The sequence below is a fragment of the Roseomonas sp. TAS13 genome, assembly GCF_001950415.1.
GTDB lineage: Bacteria > Pseudomonadota > Alphaproteobacteria > Acetobacterales > Acetobacteraceae > Roseomonas > Roseomonas mucosa.
In genome coordinates, this window is sequence record NZ_BDLP01000693.1 from 1 (window position 1) to 1,060 (window position 1,060).

1 pseudogene is annotated in these 1,060 nt (G+C 78.1%); it reads left to right on the top strand.

Features of this window, described 5'->3' with window-relative positions:
• A pseudogene (locus ROTAS13_RS24895) lies at nucleotides 1-1,060 on the top strand (hypothetical protein); the annotation flags it as partial.

Genomic DNA, 1,060 nt, shown 5'->3' on the forward strand with positions numbered 1-1,060 from the left:
GCCGACTGGCCGCAGCGCATGGCCACCGCCCGCGCCGCGGTGGAGGCGGCGGGACGCGACGGCCGGCCGGTCTCCCTGCTGGCCACGGCGCCCGCGCCGGATGGGCAGATGCCCGCGCCCACGCCGCCCCTGCCGGCGCCGGAGGCCGCGACCCGCCTCGCCGCGCTGCGGCCGCTGCCCTGGGCGCCGGACCGCGCCGCCGCCGCCACGGCCCTGGCCTCCTGGCGGCAGGCGAATGGCGGGCAGGCCGCCTCGCTCTTCATCACCGACGGGCTGACCCATGCCAGCGGGGATTCGGTGCTGGCCACCACGCTGTCGGAGATGGGGCCGCTGACCGTGGCGGGGCGCGACCCGGCCCTGCCCCTCCGCATCCTGCCGCCGCCGGTGGCGGAGGCCGACCGGCTGCGCCTGACCGTCCGCCAGACCCCCTCGGCCACGCCGGGCGAGGCGGCGGTGCTGGCGCGCACCGCCGATGGCCGCACCCTGGCCCGTGCCACCATCGCCATCCCGGCGGGTGCCGGCAGCGCCGAGGGCGCGCTGGAACTGCCGCTGGAGATCCGCGAGCAGGTGGTGCGACTGGAACTGGAGGGCGAGACCGGGGCCGCCGGCTCCGTGCTGCTGGACGAGCGCTTCCGCCGCCGCCCCGTCGGCCTGCTGGCCGGGGACGGCGCCGCCGACACGCCGCTGACCGGCTCGCTCTTCTACCTGGAACGCGCCCTGCAGCCCTTCGTGGAGGTGCGGCGCGGCTCGCTGGAAACGCTGCTGTCCCGCAAGCTGGCGGTGCTGGTCCTGGCCGACTATCCGCTGACCGAGGCGCGGGAGATCCAGGCCGTCACCCGCTTCGTGGAGGAGGGCGGACTGCTGCTGCGCTTCGCCGGGCCGCGCATGGCGGAGCATCCGGACCCGCTGCTGCCGGTCACGCTGCGGGCCGGGGAGCGGCAGCTCGGCGGCTCGCTGTCCTGGGAGAAGCCGCAGCCCCTGGCCACCTTCCCCGACACGTCCCCCTTCGCCGGCCTCGCCGTGCCGCCCGAGGTCGCCATCCGCACCCAGGTCCTGGCCG